The sequence below is a fragment of the Nitrospirillum guanabarense genome, from assembly GCF_034653355.1.
GTDB lineage: Bacteria > Pseudomonadota > Alphaproteobacteria > Azospirillales > Azospirillaceae > Nitrospirillum.
This window is the reverse complement of the sequence record NZ_JAYEER010000004.1, coordinates 1944819-1960483: the sequence shown is the minus strand read 5'-3', so window position 1 is coordinate 1960483 and position 15665 is coordinate 1944819. Positions and strand designations below refer to the sequence as shown.

Below are 15665 nucleotides of genomic sequence, written 5' to 3'. Positions count from 1 at the left end.
ATGGCCGTGTTGGTTGACAAGAACACCAAGGTGATCTGCCAGGGCTTCACCGGCGCGCAGGGCACCTTCCACTCCGAACAGGCCATCGCCTACGGCACCAAGATGGTTGGCGGCGTGACCCCCGGCAAGGGCGGCACCACCCACCTCGACCTGCCGGTGTTCGACACCGTGGCCGAGGCCGTGCACACCACCGGCGCCAACGCGTCGGTGATCTATGTGCCGCCGCCCTTCGCCGCCGACGCCATCCTGGAAGCCATCGACGCCCAGATCCCGCTGGTGGTCTGCATCACCGAAGGCATCCCGGTGCTGGACATGGTGACGGTGAAGCGCGCCCTGGCCGGGTCCAAGACCCGCCTGATCGGTCCGAACTGCCCCGGCGTCATCACCCCGGACGAGTGCAAGATCGGCATCATGCCGGGCCACATCCACAAGCGTGGCAAGATCGGCATCGTCAGCCGTTCCGGCACCCTGACCTATGAGGCCGTGGCGCAGACCACCGCGGCCGGCCTGGGCCAGACCACCTGCATCGGCATCGGCGGCGACCCGGTCAACGGCACCAACTTCGTGGACAGCCTGCAGCTGTTCCTCGACGACCCGGAGACCGAGGGCATCATCATGATCGGTGAGATCGGCGGTTCGGCGGAAGTCGACGGCGCCGAGTTCATCCGCGACAGCAAGACGAAGAAGCCGGTCGTCGGTTTCATCGCCGGCCGCACGGCCCCCCCGGGCCGCCGCATGGGCCACGCGGGCGCCGTGATCTCCGGCGGCAACGACACGGCCGACTTCAAGGTCGAGGCCCTGCGCGCCGCCGGCATCCATGTCGCCGACAGCCCCGCCAGCCTGGGTTCCACCATGCTGAAGGCGCTGAAGGGCTGATACCGGCCTTTCGGTTGAAATGATGGGCCGGCTCCGGGTCACCGGGCCGCCCCCGAGGAGGAACGGCGGCACCGGCCCCAGCGCATGTCTGGCACCCGGGGCCGCCGTTTTTCCATGGCTGGCATGAGGCATCGCCTCCCCTGCGTCGCTTGACCCCGTGGGATGCTGGTGCCACCTCATTGTTAGCGTGCACATCGATAATTTTGATGGGTGCGTGCCGACGTCGTGATGGTCACGTTGCCCAGCGTTGCGCAACAAAGGTTCAGGGTTTTCCAGAGCCCGATGCTTTTGTTGCGGGAACTGGGCGTTTCTTATGCGTGGTAGGCGTTTTCGTGGCAACGGCCCCACCGCCGTCGCATATTGAAGGCGCAGGTATCATGGCGTAAAAGAACGCGAATTTCGGTCCCATCGGGACGCCTGCCACATAGACGCGGGCGCCCTATCCCTCCCAGATCAAGCGCAGAGCGCCATGGTAACCGATCAAAGCTCCCTGTTTTTCGCCGGCAACGCGACCTTCGTCGCCGAGCTTTACGCCCGCTACCTGCAGGATCCGGCCTCCGTCGATCCTTCTTGGAGCAGCTTCTTCGCCGGGCTGGATGACGATGCCCGCGTCGTGCTGGGCGAAATCCAGGGGGCGAGCTGGGCGCCCAACAAGGCCGCCGTCATCGGCGTGCCCGATCCCGATGCCAAACCGGCCGCTCCGGCAAAGGGCGCCAAGGGTGCCAATGGCGCCGCCGCCCCGGCCGCCAACGGCGCCGTGGCCAGTAACGCCATTGGGGGGGCATCACGCCCGAGCAGCTGCGCCAGGCCCAGTTGGACAGCATCCGCGCCCTGATGCTCATCCGCGCCTACCGCGTCCGCGGCCACCTGATGGCCAAGCTGGACCCGCTGGGCCTGGAAAAGCGCAGCGAGCACCCGGAGCTGGACCCCAAGACCTACGGCTTCACCGACGCCGACCTGGACCGCCCGATCTTCATCAACAACGTGCTGGGGATGGAGACCGCCACCCTGCGTCAGATCGTGGACGCGGTGCAGCGCACCTATTGCGGCCACATCGGCGTGGAGTTCATGCACATCCAGGATCCGGAGCAGAAGGCCTGGATCCAGGAACGCATCGAGGGCATCCGCAACCAGACCGACTTCACGGTCCAGGGCAAGAAGGCCATCCTGCAGCGCCTGACCGCCGCCGAAGGCTTCGAGCGCTTCCTGCAGCTGAAGTACACCGGCACCAAGCGCTTCGGCCTGGAGGGTGGTGAGGTCTGGATTCCGGCCATCGAACAGATCCTGAAGCGCGGCGGTCAGCTGGGCCTGAAGGAACTGGTGATCGGCATGGCGCACCGCGGCCGCCTGAACGTGCTGGCCAACGTGATGAACAAGCCGTACAAGGCCATCTTCTCCGAATTCCAGGGCAACGCCGCCAATCCCGAGGACGTGCAGGGCTCGGGCGACGTGAAGTACCACCTGGGCACCTCGGCTGACCGCGAGTTCGACGGCAACTCCATCCATCTGTCGCTGACGGCCAACCCGTCGCACCTGGAAGTGGTGAACCCCGTCGTCTGCGGCAAGGTTCGCGCCAAGCAGGTCCAGCGCTCCACCATGCCGCCGACGGATGAGGCGCGCGCCGAGGTCATCGGCCTGCTGCTGCACGGCGACGCCGCCTTCGCCGGCCAGGGTCTGGTGCCGGAGACGCTGCTGCTGTCCGAGCTGAAGGGCTACCGCACCGGCGGCATCATCCACATCATCACCAACAACCAGATCGGCTTCACCACCGCCCCGCAGTACGCCCGTTCCGGCCCGTACCCGACGGAAGTGGCCAAGGCCATCCAGGCGCCGATCTTCCACGTCAACGGCGACGATCCCGAGGCGGTGATCCACGTGACCCGCATCGCCGTGGAGTTCCGTCAGAAGTTCCTGAAGGACGTGGTGCTGGACATCGTCTGCTATCGCCGTCAGGGCCACAACGAAGGCGACGAGCCGGCGTTCACCCAGCCGCTGATGTACAAGGCGATCCGCAGCCACCCCACCACCCGTGAGCTGTACGCCCAGCAGCTGGTGCGCGAGGGCGTGGTGACGCCCGAGGAGGCCGACGCTTTCGTGAAGGACTTCCACAAGGCCATGGAAGTGGAGTTCGAGGCGTCGACCACCTACAAGCCGAACAAGGCCGACTGGCTGGAAGGCAAGTGGCAGGGCCTGAGCGCCGCCAAGGACGACGACCGCAAGGGCAAGACCGCCGCGTCCATGGACCTGCTGCAGGAAGTGGGCAAGGCCATCTCCGCCGTGCCGGAAGGCGTGGACGTGAACGCCAAGGTGGTGCGCCAGCTCAAGGCCAAGCAGGAGATGTTCGCCACCGGCAAGGACCTGGACTGGGCCACGGCCGAGGCGCTGGCCTTCGGTACCCTGCTGGTGGAAGGCGTGCCGGTGCGCCTGTCCGGCCAGGACGTGGGCCGTGGCACCTTCTCGCAGCGCCATTGCGTGCTGGTCGACCAGACCACAGAGGCCAAGTACGTTCCCCTGGACCACATCCGTGGCGACCAAGCCCGGTTCGAGGTGCACGACAGCCCGCTGTCCGAAGCGGCCGTGCTGGGCTTCGAATACGGCTTCACGCTGGCCGAGCCGCACGCCCTGGTCCTCTGGGAAGCCCAGTTCGGTGACTTCGTCAACGGCGCCCAGGCCATCATCGACCAGTTCATCAGCTCGGGCGAAAGCAAGTGGCTGCGCATGTCCGGCCTGACCATGCTGCTGCCGCACGGCTATGAGGGCCAGGGCCCGGAGCACAGCTCCGCCCGTCTGGAGCGCTTCCTGCAGCTGTCCGGCGAGGACAACTGGCAGATCGTGAACTGCACCACCCCGGCCAACTACTTCCATGTGCTGCGCCGCCAGGTGAACCGCGAGTTCCGTAAGCCGCTGGTGGTCTTCAGCCCCAAGTCGCTGCTGCGCCACAAGCTGTGCGTCAGCGACCTGGCCATGTTCACCGGCAACGAGTCGTTCCACCGCGTCCTGTATGAGACTGGCGTGGACCTGGTCGAGCCGGCGAAGATCCGCCGCGTCGTCCTCTGCTCGGGCAAGGTCTACTACGACCTGTTCCAGGAGCGTGAGAACCGGGGTGTCAAGGACGTGGCCTTCCTGCGCCTGGAGCAGCTGTACCCGTTCCCGCACGACGCCCTGAAGGCGGAACTGGCCAAGTACCCCAACGCCGAGGTGGTGTGGTGCCAGGAAGAGCCCGCCAATATGGGCGCCTGGAGCTTCGTCGACCGCCGCATCGAGGGCGTGCTGAAGGAACTGAACCACAAGGCGGGCCGTCCGTCCTACGTGGGCCGCGCCGAGGCCGCCTCGCCGGCCGCCGGCCAGCTGAAGCGCCACAACCAGGAACTGGCCAAGTTCCTGGACGAAGCGCTGACCATCGCTTGATCCAGACGTTCCGGGGCCCGTTGCGGCCCCGGAATGATTTTATTCTGAAACCCTCTGTTAGAAACGAACCAAGGTCCCAAAAACATGGCGACGGAAATCCTGGTGCCCACCCTCGGCGAGTCCGTGTCGGAAGCGACGGTCGCGCGGTGGCTGAAGAAGGTTGGCGACAGCGTCAAGGCGGATGAAACGCTGGTGGAGCTGGAGACCGACAAGGTCACCTTGGAAGTCAACGCCCCGGCCGCCGGCACGCTGGGCGAAATCCGCGCCGCCGAAGGCGCCAACGTGGGTGTCAGCGCCGTCCTGGGCGTGATCACCGAGGGTGGCGTCGCCGCCGCGGCCGCTCCCGCCGCGGCTCCGGCTCCGGCCAAGACCGCCGCGCCGGCCCCCGCCGCTGCCCCGGCTGCCGCCCCCGCCACCAACGGCGCCGCCGGCGTGATGCCCGCCGCCGCCAAGATCGCCGCCGACGCCGGCGTGAACCCGGCCACCATCGCCGGCACCGGCAAGGACGGCCGCGTCACCAAGGGCGACGTGATCGACCACCTGGCCGCGCCGAAGGCCGCCCCGACCCCGGTCGCCGCCGCCCCCAATCCCGTGGCCAAGGCCCCGGCCGGCCCGCGCGCCCGCGCCGACCTTGAGGAGCGGGTGCGCATGACCCGCCTGCGGCAGACGGTCGCCGCCCGCCTGAAAGACGCCCAGAACACCGCGGCCATGCTGACCACCTATAACGAGGTGGACATGACCAACGTGATGAAGCTGCGTGGCGAGCTGAAGGACCAGTTCGAGAAGAAGCACGGCGTGAAGCTGGGCTTCATGTCCTTCTTCGTGAAGGCTTGCCTGGTCGCCCTGAAGGAGCTGCCGGCGGTCAACGCGGAGATCGAGGGCACCGACATCATCTACAAGAACTACTACGACATCGGTGTGGCCGTGGGCACGCCGACCGGTCTGGTGGTTCCGGTGGTGCGCGACGCCGACCAGATGGGCTTCGCCAAGATCGAGCAGACGATCAACGAGCTGGGCAAGAAGGCCCGCGATGGCAAGCTGTCCATCGCGGACATGACCGGCGGCACCTTCACCATCTCCAACGGTGGCGTGTACGGCTCGCTCATGAGCTCGCCCATCCTGAACGCCCCGCAGTCCGGTATTCTGGGCATGCACAAGATCCAGGAGCGTCCGATGGTCGTCGGCGGCCAGATCGTCATCCGTCCGATGATGTACCTGGCCCTGTCCTACGACCACCGCATCATCGACGGCCGCGAGGCCGTGACCTTCCTGGTGCGTGTCAAGGAATGCATCGAGAACCCGGAACGCATCCTGCTGGATGTCTGATCCGACGGACGGGGGGCCTCTCGGCCCCCCGTTTGCTGACTGCCTGACCGCTCAGATCAACAATCACCGCCAACGCCTCAAGCACCTCACCCGGAGCGTAGCGACTAGGCCGCGACCGCGGCCGCCGCAGCGAGCACCGAAGGGCGCAACGAGGATGAGCCAAGGGGCGGATGCCCCGCCGGCGTTTGAGGTCGGACAGACTTCGCCCGGCGCCTGAGGGAACACGAACATGACCACCATCACTACCCAATTCGATCTCGTCGTCATCGGCAGCGGCCCCGGCGGCTATGTCGCGGCCATCCGCGCGGCCCAGCTGGGCATGAAGGTCGCCTGCGTCGAGATGCGCAAGACCCTGGGCGGCACCTGCCTGAACGTGGGCTGCATCCCCTCCAAGGCCCTGCTGGTGGCCAGCGAGAAGTTCGAGGAAGCGTCCCACTCCCTGGGCAACTTCGGCGTCAAGGTCTCGGGCGTCGAGCTCGATCTGCCGACGATGATGAAGCACAAGGACGACGTGGTTAAGTCCAACGTCACCGGCGTGGAATTCCTGTTCAAGAAGAACAAGATCACCCGCTACACCGGCAGGGGCAGCATCGCCGCCCCAGGCCAGGTGACGGTGACCAAGGAGGACGGCTCCACCGAGACCGTCACCGCCAAGAACATCCTGATCGCCACCGGCTCCGACGTCATGCCCCTGCCGGGCGTGACCATCGACGAGAAGCGCATCGTCTCCTCCACCGGCGCCCTGGAGCTGGCCGGCGTGCCGAAGCGCCTGGTGGTCATCGGTGGCGGTGTCATCGGCCTGGAACTGGGGTCCGTCTGGCAGCGCCTGGGTTCCCAGGTCACGGTGGTGGAGTTCCTGGACCGCATCCTGCCCGGCATGGACGGTGAGGTCTCCAAGCAGTCCCAGCGCATCCTGGGCAAGCAGGGCCTGACTTTCAAGCTGTCGACCAAGGTCACTTCGGCCGTGGCCGGCGACACCGGCGTCACCCTGACGGTCGAGCCGGCCGCCGGCGGCACGTCGGAGACCATCGAGGCCGACGTGGTGCTGGTGGCCATCGGCCGCCGCCCCTACACCGAGGGCCTGGGCCTGGACAAGGTCGGCGTGGAACTGGATGAGCGCCGCCGCGTGAAGACCGACCACCACTTCCGCACCAACGTGCCCGGCATCTGGGCCATCGGCGACGTGATCGCCGGCGCCATGCTGGCCCATAAGGCCGAGGAAGAGGGTGTGGTCTGTGCCGAGGTGATGGCGGGCCAGTCCGGCCACATCAACTACGACGCCATCCCCGGCGTGGTCTACACCTGGCCGGAAATCGCCGCCGTCGGCAAGACGGAGGAGCAGCTGAAGGCCGAGGGCGTGACCTACAAGGTCGGCAAGTTCCCCTTCACCGCCAACGGCCGCGCCCGCTCCATGCAGGCCACCGAGGGCTTCGTGAAGCTGCTGGCCGACGCCCACTCCGACAAGCTGCTGGGCGCGCACATCATCGGCGCCTCGGCCGGTGAGATGATCGAGGAGCTGGCGCTGGCCCTGGAATTCGGCGCCTCGTCCGAAGACATCGCCCGCACCAGCCACGCCCACCCCACGCTGACCGAGGCCATCAAGGAAGCGGCCCTGGGCGTACTGGGCCGCACCATCCACATGTAAGCCTTATGTAAGCCTTCTCCTGTGGGAATGCGGAAACGGCGCCGGCTCACCCCGGCGCCGTTTTGCCTTCAGGACCAAGGGCCTTTGGGCCCATCATGGTCCGCCGGCCTGGGCGATGGCGGTGGCGGTGGGGCGGGGGGCTGCCGCGCCTGCGGCGGAGCCGGTGTCCTGGGACCCAAGCGATGGCGCAGGCGCGGCGCCAGCAGCATCACCACCAGCACGGCCAGCAGATAGATGAAGTTCTGGCTGCGGATGCCATTCCATAGATGGTCCAGCAGGCCGCCCTTCACCAGCGCGTCGCCGGCGACCAACCCGCCGAGCCCCAGGGTGACGGACCGATCGGCGACAGGCACGTAATCGCGATAGCCGTTGCCTGGTGTGAAGCGAACCATCGACAGCAGCGCCGGCATCTGGCCTTCAATGGCGGGCAGGTCGTTCATGCGGGCGGCGATGTCCAGGCCCAGCACCCCGCGCCGGCCCAGCAGGCGGATGTGATAATCCAGTCCGTCCACCGCACCGCCGTCCGCTTGGCGCCGGGCGGCCCAAATCAGGGTGTGGCTGGCCCTGTCGTACAGGGGCGGCCGGGCCCAACCGGCCAGGGGCAGCCCGCCGGCGTCGCCGGACTTCAGCGCCGCCAGCAGGGCGTCGGCGTCCAGCCGGCCGGCGTCCAGGTCGCTGACATGGCCGCCGCCGTCATAGCTCAAGGCCACCAGCCAGGCGGGATTGGCGTCAGCTCCCGCGGGTACCAGCAGGCCCAGCCCGGCACCGCCGGCCAGGGGTCGGCCCTGCCAATGCCGGCTGAGGAAATCCTGGGTGTCGGCACCGGCCACGTATTGGAAGGCGGGGCTGGGGGTCAGGGTGACGGCCTTGTCCGCCAGCGAGATCGGGGTCTCATCCGTAGCGGCGGCCGGCGGGGTGACGCTCAAAAGAGCGGCGCACAGCAGCGGGGCCAGCAATCTCATCAGCCGCATGGGGCCAGTCCTCAAGAGCGGTTGCCGCGTCGGGCCCGGGGGTGCGCCGTCTCATAGACCGACAGCAGCTGCTCGGCATCCACGTCGGTGTAGCGCTGGGTGGTGGACAGGCTGGCATGGCCCAGCAGATCCTGGATGGCGCGCAAATCGGCGCCGCCGCCCAGCAGGTGGGTGGCGAAGCTGTGGCGCAGGGCGTGCGGCGTGGCGGTGTCGGGCAGGCCCAACAGCTGCCGCAGGGTCTGCATGGCCAGGCGCGCCACTCGGTCGTTCAGCCGGTCGCCGCGCACCCCCACGAACAGCGGCCCGCTGGCGGGCAGGGGGTGCGGGCAGGCCTCGATATAGGCGGCCAGTGCTTGGCGCACGGCGGGCAGGACGGGCACGTCGCGCTGTTTCGATCCCTTGCCGGTGACCCGCAGGGTGTCGCTGTCCAGCGGCGCTTCGGCCCTCGTCAGGCGCAAGGCCTCATCCATGCGCAGACCGCAGCCGTAGAGCAGGGTGAACAAGGCGCGGTCGCGCAGGCCGACCCAAGGTGCCTGGGGGATGTCGGACAATTCCGCCAGCAGGATGCCGGCGTCGTCCACCGTCAGGGGGCGGGGGATGGGGCGCTTCACCTTGGGCGCGTTCAGCAGGCCGATGGCGGGGTTGTGCAGCCGGCCCGACCGGTCCAGCCAACGGAACAGGTTGCGCACGCCGGAAACGGCGCGGGCCCGGCTGGCGGCGATGGCGCCCTCACCCGCGCGGGCCGCCAGCCAGGCGCGGAAGTCGCCCAGCTGCGCCCCGCCCAAATCATTCAGGCTGGGCGCCCGGCCCAGATGCTCCGTCAGAAAGGACAGGAAGGCCGCGACATCACCCTGATAAGCACGCAGCGTGTGGGGCGACGCCGTCTTCTCCGACGTCAGCCAGCGCCGCCACTCCTCCAGCACCGCCGCCACGTCGGGCGCGCAGGAATATCCCAAGGCGGGGGGCTTGGTCATGATGATCTCTCTAGTGAATCGAATCTGACGGATGTGTCCCATTGCAGGGCGCTCGCGATGTGGTGAAGTACAGACCGGATACCGCGCCCAAGATTGCGCCCAGCGGCATCGTCAATATAACGAGGAACCCCGCCCCATTGTCAGTATAGTCATTTTCCATGTAACTTATTGAAAGCCCAAATAATATAGGCCCGAAAAAGCCCAATGTTGTGCCGAGCAGACCTCCGATCAAAAGCCCTGCCATCCCTCGAAGGAAATGCCGCAACTTCATCTTTTTCCCACTGTTCTCGTTTAATCGTTTTCTCTAACTATGACCCCGCATCGCACTGCGACGATGATTTTATCCGGGTCGGGAACCATGAAAAAGGGCGGGGATTTTCGTTGGTTTCGGCAGGGAAGCGTTTGATGGCAGCCTATAATGGAACACTAAGCGCGGATGCCGGTCGAGCCAAGCGCGCACCTTCAGGTGCTTGTGGCTGCCGTAGTTGTCGAGAATGACGTGGACGCCTTTGCCGACTGGCACCTCGGTCTCGATGGCGTTGAGGAAGCGGATGAGCGCCTGATGCCGGTGGCGTTGCATGCGGCGCCCGATCACCTCCCCTTATAGGCCCCGACTGGGGCCGCCGGACCTTTCCGGGAAGCGAAGTGAACCGGAAAGGGAGGATAAGCCAAGGGGCGGTTGCCCCGCCGGCGCTTGAGGCAACTCAAAGAGCCAACCAACCCTTGATGCACCGTTCCACCACCCGGGCCAGGAAGCTCAGCAGTTCGGTACCCTGGCCGGGGTGGAACAGGTCGGCGTCGCGCGAGGCGAAGGCCAGCAGGCCCGCGGGCGCGTCGGGGGCGATCTGCAGGCGTACCAGCGCTTCCGATCTCACGATGGGGGCGGCGGGGCCGTAGATCTCGGCCATTCCCTGGATGTTGCCGCGCAGGATGATGTCGCGCTTGCCTATCCACTGGCTGATGGCGCCGGTTTCTACCAGCTGCAGGCCGTTGCGCTCGGCATGCAGCACCAGGCGGTTGTCCTCCGGCTGCTCCATCACCAGGCAAGCGAGGTCCAGATCCAGCAGGACGGCCAGGTCGGTGGTGATGGTCTGGATCAGCTGGTCGAAGCTTTGCGCGTCCATCAGGAACAGGGCCGCCGCATGCACCCGGTTCTGGTTGTTGATGTTGGCGCGGGCGGTGGCGATCAGTTCCTCCTGCTGGGCGGTCAGGTCGGCCACCTCGCGCCGCAGTTTCAGCAGCATGAAGTGCTGCAGGTCGGCGACCCCGTTGCCCCGGTTCTCGGCGGGCGGGATCAGGTGGTGGACCACGTCGGGATGCTGCTGCAGGAAATCCGGCGTCTCACGCAGGTATGTCGCCACATCCTCCGCGGTCAGGGCGTCGCCCAAGGCGCTGTGCGGTGTCTTGCCGCCCATATGCTGCTCTTCCCTTCAGGCCGGTCGCCCGGCGTCCCAATGGCTCAAACGCGAACCGGCCCGCCCATCGCTGGGCGGGCCGGTCTCGGCATCCGCTGGAACGCGACAGGGATCAGCGGGTCGGCAGCGGCTGATCCAGGATAGTCTGCCCGGTCTTGGCCCAGTCCGCAACGAACTGCGCCAGGCCCTTGTCGGTCAGCACGTGGTTGAACAGCTGACGGATGACGGAGGGCGGCATGGTGGCCACGTGGGCGCCCATCTTGGCCGACTGGGTGACGTGGATGGGGTTGCGGATGGAGGCGACCAGGACCTCGGTGGTGAAGTCCGGGTAATTGTCATAGATGGTGACGATCTCTTCGATCAGGCCCAGGCCGTCCTGGCCCATGTCGTCCAGGCGGCCGACGAAGGGCGACACGAAGGTGGCGCCGGCCTTGGCGGCCAGGATGGCCTGCGCCGCGGAGAAGCACAGGGTCACGTTGACCATGGTGCCTTCCTGCGACAGGTGGTGGCAGACCTTCAGGCCGGCCGGGGTCAGGGGCACCTTCACCGCCACGTTGGGGGCGATCTTGGCCAGGTGCTTGCCTTCCTTCAGCATGGTCTCGAAATCGGTCGAGGCGACTTCGGCGCTGACGGGGCCCTTCACCACGTCGCAGATCTCGGCGATCAGGTCGATGAAGCTGCTGTGACCGGACTTGGCGACCAGCGACGGGTTGGTGGTGACGCCGTCCAGCAAGCCGGTGGAGGCCAGCTCGCGAATATCGTTGATGTCGGCGGTATCGACGAAGAACTTCATGGGGGAATGCCCTCAAGATCTGGATCAAGGACCGGGGCCCGCCCCCGGGTTGGCCGGCACTCTAGCGGAGGCCGCACCGGGGTGCACGGGCTGAAATGGCGGGCCAGGGGATGGGGGGCATGCGCGCTTGGAGGCGTGTTCCCTATATAAGATCATATAGGGAACGGTGGCGCCCAAGGGGTGCCCGGTGGTAACAGCAAGGCCATGGATCTGTTGACGGCAAGCGGGATGGAGACGGCGGCCCCACCGGTGCGGCGGGTACGCGTCCTGCTGCCCTTGCCCCTGGCCAGCCCCTACGATTACCGCGTTCCCGACGACATGGAGCTGGAGGCCGGCGCCTATGTCGAGGTGCCGCTGGGCCCCCGCCACGTCTTCGGCGTCGTCTGGGCCGTGGGCGGTCCAGGGGACAATTGGGAGGCGGGTGTGGCGGCCAACCGCCTGAAGCCCGTCATCCGCCGCTTCGACCTGCCGCCCATGCCGGAGGTGTCGCGGCGTTTCGTCGACTGGGTGGCGGCCTACACCCTGTCGGCACCCGGCTCCGTGCTGCGCATGGCGATCAGCGTGTCGGCGGCGCTGGAGGAACCCAAGCAGCTGCTGGCCTATCTGCCATCCGGCGAATCGCCGCCGCCGGGCTTCAAGATGACGGATGCGCGCCGCCGCGTGCTGGCGCTGATGGAGGAGGACGGGCCGCCCCGGACCCCGGCCGATCTGGCGCGCGATGCCGCCTGCGGCATCGGTGTCATCCGCGGCCTGGCGGAATCAGGTCTGCTGACGCCCGTGGTCCTGCGCGCCCAGCCGCGCCCGCCCATCCCCGACGCCGACATGGCGGGGCCGGAGCTGTCATCGGACCAGGCGGCGGCGGCCGACGCGCTGCGCGCCGCCGTGGATGCCCGCGCCTATTCCGCCACCCTGGTGGACGGGGTCACCGGCTCCGGTAAGACCGAGGTGTATTTCGAGGCCATCGCCACCTGCCTGCGCCTGGGGCGCCAGGCCCTGGTGCTGCTGCCGGAAATCGCCCTTTCCAGCCAGTGGCTGGACCGGTTCACCCGGCGGTTCGGCGTGCGGCCGGTGGAATGGCATTCGGATCTTGCCGGCACCCATCGCCGCGCCGCCTGGCGGGCGATCGCCAATGGCGAGGCGCCGGTGGTGGTGGGCGCCCGCTCCGCCCTGTTCCTGCCCTATCCCGATCTGGGCCTGATCGTGGTGGATGAGGAGCATGAGGCCGCCTTCAAGCAGGAGGACGGCGTCATCTACCATGCCCGCGACATGGCGGTGGCCCGCGCCTTCCTCGGCGGCATCCCCGTGGCCCTGGTGTCCGCCACGCCGTCGCTGGAGACGCTGACGAACGCGGAGACGGGGCGTTATGGCCGCATCGACCTGCCGGCCCGCCATGGTGGCGCCAGCCTGCCCGAGGTCACCCTGATCGACCTGCGCCGGCCCGACAGCCGGCCGCCGGCCCGCCACTGGCTGTCCCCCATCCTGACGCAGGCGATGACGGAAACGCTGGCGGCGGGGGAGCAGAGCATGCTGTTCCTGAACCGCCGGGGGTACGCGCCGCTGACCCTGTGCCGCAGCTGCGGCTTCCGCCTGCAATGCCCCAACTGCACCGCCTGGCTGGTGGAACATCGCCTCAGCCGCCGGCTGCAATGCCACCATTGCGGCTACACCGACCGCCTGCCCGAGACCTGCCCGTCCTGCGAGGCGGAGCATTCCTTCGTCGCCTGCGGCCCCGGCGTGGAGCGGGTGGCGGAGGAGGTGGCGCAGCTGTTCCCCGAGGCGCGCGTGGCGCTGATGACCAGCGACACGCTGATCGGCCCGCACGCCATCCAGACGGTGATCGAGGAGGTGCGCGCCCACAAGGTCGACATCCTGATCGGCACCCAGGTCATGGCCAAGGGCCACCATTTCCCCATGCTGACCCTGGTGGGGGTGGTGGATGGCGACCTGGGCCTGGGCGGCGGCGACCTGCGCGCGGCGGAGCGCACCTTCCAGATGCTGCACCAGGTGGCGGGGCGCGCCGGCCGCGAAAGCCGGCCGGGCCGCGTCTTCCTGCAGACCCACATGCCGGAGCATCCGGTGATGCGGGCGCTGGCCGCCCACGACCGCGACGCCTTCCTGGCGGCGGAGGCGGACCAGCGCCGGGCCATGGACCTGCCGCCTTACGGCCGGCTGGCGGCCCTGATCATTTCCGGCGAGGATGAGCGCCAGGTGGACAAGCTGGCCCGCGACCTGGCCCGCGCGGCACCCCAGGGCGACGACGTGCTGGTGCTGGGCCCGGCCCCCGCCCCGCTGGCCCTGCTGCGCGGACGCCACCGTCGCCGCCTGCTGCTGAAGACGGCGCGTGGCGTGGCGGTGCAGCCGCTGCTGCAGGCTTGGCTGGGGGCCGTGCCCATACCGGCAGCGGTGCGGGTGCAGGTGGATGTCGACCCGTATAGCTTCATGTAAGGCGCGGCTTCTCGGGCGGCTTACCTGGCTTTTCCGCGTAATCCGGAAAGCCAGATGGCGGGGCGGTCGTCGGTGCCCCATGGTCGCCACGATCGGCGTCATAATGTCGCTGGTACGACCACTATCGGTGACTTGCCGTCACCCAAGCATCGGAAGAAACGAAGGCCATCATGAAGCGCTCTTCCCGTCTCATCGCCGCCGCCGCGACCGCCGTCGTGGCCTTGGGCGCCACCTTGCCGGCCTGGGCCGATCCGCCGCCCTGGGCGGAGGCGTCGGGCTACCGCTACCAGGACCGGGATTGGCATGACGACCACCGTGGGGACGACCGGCGGGATGACGACCGCTGGCGGGACGATCACCGCGGGGACGACCATTGGCGCGACGATCGCCGGGGCCCGCCGCCCCGCTATGTCGACCGCCGCTCCCCCATTACCGCGAGTTCTACGCCGCCGATGTCGGCATCGACCAGGGGCGGTGCGACCGTGGCGCCGTCGGCCTGAACGTGGGCACGGTGGTGGGCGCCCTGCTGGGCGGTCTGGCCGGTTCGCAGTTCGGCCATGGCGGCGGCAAGGCGGCCATGACCGGCGCCGGCGTGCTGCTGGGCGCCCTGGCCGGCAACGCCGCCTTCAACAGCATGGACCAGAGTGACGAGGGCTGCTTCGCCCAGGCCATGGAAAAGGCGCCGGACGGCCAGCAGATCGTCTGGAACAATCCCGACAACGGCGCGCGCTATCAGATGACCCCGGTCAAGACCTGGCAGGAATTGGCCGACAACTACTGCCGCGAATACCAGAGCGTGGCCACCGTGGGCGGCCGCAAGCAGACCGTCACCGGCACTGCCTGCCGCCAGCCCGATGGGCAATGGAAGATCGTGAATTGAGGTGAATGAGGAGCAGGCGGCGTGGGGACTGGTCCCCGTGCCGCTGATTCCTTAGCGGGCTGGAAAGCCCGCGACGATGGCATCGGTGATGGCCCGAGCCAGTTGTGGGTCAAGGTCGTCCTCAGGCGAAGGCGGCAAACCCTTAGGGCCTTCAATTCGGCTCTGGAGGGCAAGCACCGTCTTCCAGTCCGCCGCGATAAGCCGGCCGTGGGGAGGCTTGGGAAGGTCGCTCAGGTCCGGCCGGACCTTGATCGCGAACGGCATAGGTAGGTGCCCGACCCCCCACAGCAGGATATTGCCGTCCTTCAAGGGAAGGACGTGGTAGTCCGCCGCAATCAGGCGAGTCTTGTCATAGGGGGCCACTGGGCGTTCGCCATCGCAAGATATGGTGACGGGCTGATAGTCATCCATGATGTAGAGGATGATTTTGCGCGTAGTGATGCCGTTATTTTCAATGTCGAGTGTCGAACGAATAACGGATCCGCAATCATTCCTGATGACGTTGAAATAGCTGCCGTTGAGGGGTGACGATCTCACGCTGGTCTGTTTGCCCAGCGTTGCCTCGGTGGCCTCGAGGACGGTTTGGCCCCCCATATGCAGGTTCTGGCCTAGGTATTCGTCGGAAACCTCCGCGCCATCAATTGTTTGTCCTGACAGGTTCTTGAGCGTCGCGCTTTTCGGGTCGTCCAGCGAATTGGCGGCGACCTGCACTTTCACGCCTTTCCCATCCTGGACAATGAAGGCGATGCTTTCCGGCCATTGGCTGAGCGGCCGCAGCCGCGCCACATCGACGGTGTAAAGCTCGCCGGCTTTCGTCGGCAGGCTGGACACGAACATGAGCAGGACGCCGACCATGAACAGCGGGTCGAGGCTTCTTTTTCGGGTGATCATGCATCCTCGGAACGAATGCCAAGCCCAAGCGGCCACACTAT

11 protein-coding genes and 2 pseudogenes are annotated in these 15665 nt (G+C 67.4%); 7 read left to right on the top strand and 6 right to left on the bottom strand.

Going from position 1 to position 15665, the window contains the following annotated elements; all coding sequences use genetic code 11:
• The 4 genes and pseudogenes from sucD (at position 1) to lpdA (ending at position 7255) form a co-directional block, all read left to right on the top strand.
• Positions 1-876, top strand: a complete 876-nt coding sequence (sucD, locus tag UAA55_RS27100) for a succinate--CoA ligase subunit alpha (protein WP_004274388.1) — start codon at positions 1-3, stop codon at positions 874-876.
• A gap of 469 nt (positions 877-1345) precedes the next feature.
• Positions 1346-4284: pseudogene (locus UAA55_RS27095) on the top strand (2-oxoglutarate dehydrogenase E1 component).
• Between the two features lie 84 nt (positions 4285-4368).
• Positions 4369-5610, top strand: coding sequence for a 2-oxoglutarate dehydrogenase complex dihydrolipoyllysine-residue succinyltransferase (gene odhB / locus UAA55_RS27090; protein ID WP_322956735.1), 1242 nt, complete (start codon positions 4369-4371; stop codon positions 5608-5610).
• 229 nt (positions 5611-5839) lie between these two features.
• Entirely contained in the window at positions 5840-7255 is a 1416-nt protein-coding gene (gene lpdA / locus UAA55_RS27085) for a dihydrolipoyl dehydrogenase (protein ID WP_322956734.1), read from the top strand.
• A 68-nt stretch (positions 7256-7323) separates the two neighbouring features.
• Here lpdA and UAA55_RS27080 read toward each other — a convergent pair whose 3' ends face one another.
• The 5 genes and pseudogenes from UAA55_RS27080 to fsa all read right to left on the bottom strand — a co-directional run bounded on the left by UAA55_RS27080 (position 7324) and on the right by fsa (position 11408).
• Entirely contained in the window at positions 7324-8226 is a 903-nt protein-coding gene (locus tag UAA55_RS27080; RefSeq protein WP_322956732.1) for a DUF2167 domain-containing protein, read from the bottom strand.
• Between the two features lie 11 nt (positions 8227-8237).
• Positions 8238-9200 carry a tyrosine recombinase XerC gene (locus UAA55_RS27075; RefSeq protein WP_322956731.1) on the bottom strand — a complete coding sequence of 321 codons (963 nt, stop codon included), beginning with the start codon at positions 9198-9200 and terminating at the stop codon, positions 8238-8240.
• Between the two features lie 291 nt (positions 9201-9491).
• A pseudogene (locus UAA55_RS27070) lies at positions 9492-9801 on the bottom strand (IS630 family transposase); the annotation flags it as partial.
• A gap of 103 nt (positions 9802-9904) precedes the next feature.
• Positions 9905-10615, bottom strand: coding sequence for a DUF484 family protein (locus UAA55_RS27065; protein ID WP_322956729.1), 711 nt, complete (start codon positions 10613-10615; stop codon positions 9905-9907).
• A 112-nt stretch (positions 10616-10727) separates the two neighbouring features.
• Positions 10728-11408, bottom strand: a complete 681-nt coding sequence (gene fsa, locus UAA55_RS27060) for a fructose-6-phosphate aldolase (protein ID WP_322956728.1) — start codon at positions 11406-11408, stop codon at positions 10728-10730.
• 204 nt (positions 11409-11612) lie between these two features.
• Here fsa and UAA55_RS27055 point away from each other — a divergent pair, with 204 nt between their 5' ends.
• The 3 genes from UAA55_RS27055 (at position 11613) to UAA55_RS27045 (ending at position 14733) form a co-directional block, all read left to right on the top strand.
• Positions 11613-13853: a primosomal protein N' gene (locus tag UAA55_RS27055; protein ID WP_322956726.1), complete on the top strand. Its 2241-nt coding sequence runs from the start codon at positions 11613-11615 to the stop codon at positions 13851-13853.
• A gap of 170 nt (positions 13854-14023) precedes the next feature.
• Positions 14024-14353, top strand: a complete 330-nt coding sequence (locus UAA55_RS27050) for a hypothetical protein (RefSeq protein ID WP_322956724.1) — start codon at positions 14024-14026, stop codon at positions 14351-14353.
• A 2-nt stretch (positions 14354-14355) separates the two neighbouring features.
• A complete protein-coding gene (locus UAA55_RS27045) occupies positions 14356-14733 on the top strand; it encodes an RT0821/Lpp0805 family surface protein (RefSeq protein ID WP_322956723.1) in 378 nt (125 codons plus the stop codon).
• 51 nt (positions 14734-14784) lie between these two features.
• Here the strand turns inward: UAA55_RS27045 and UAA55_RS27040 are convergent, their stop codons facing one another.
• Positions 14785-15624: a hypothetical protein gene (locus UAA55_RS27040; RefSeq protein WP_322956721.1), complete on the bottom strand. Its 840-nt coding sequence runs from the start codon at positions 15622-15624 to the stop codon at positions 14785-14787.
• Positions 15625-15665 lie beyond the last annotated feature (41 nt).